This window comes from Pseudoduganella aquatica (genome assembly GCF_009857595.1).
Lineage (GTDB): Bacteria > Pseudomonadota > Gammaproteobacteria > Burkholderiales > Burkholderiaceae_D > Rugamonas > Rugamonas aquatica_A.
Genome location: NZ_WWCU01000143.1, coordinates 1 through 302, shown reverse-complemented (window position 1 = coordinate 302; position 302 = coordinate 1). Strand labels below are relative to the sequence as shown.

Below are 302 nucleotides of genomic sequence, written 5' to 3'. Positions count from 1 at the left end.
ATCCATCGTGCTCAGCGCGGGCGGCAGACCTTCCTGGTTGTAGAGCTGCCCCACGATCACCGGCTTGTCCGGATCGCCGCCAAGGAAGGCCACCAGCACCTCGCTGCCGATGCGCGGCAGGCCCAGGATGCCGCACTGGCTTTGGTGGCCGGGGCCGTTACCGGCCCAGTTGGAAGCGACGCGGACCCAGGCCGAGTCGCATTCGTCATTGTTGGCGCCGGCCAAGCCGCGGTCGCCATGGTCCTGCGCACGCGTGCCGGGGAAGCGGATCTTTACGCGGCCCATTTCGTCGCAATGCACTT

Annotated in this window: 1 protein-coding gene; it reads right to left on the bottom strand. The window is 67.5% G+C overall.

What is annotated here, in order from left to right; genetic code table 11:
* The coding region (locus GTP77_RS29965) for a phage baseplate assembly protein V (protein ID WP_223149423.1) at positions 1–302 on the bottom strand (302 nt) is incomplete at both ends.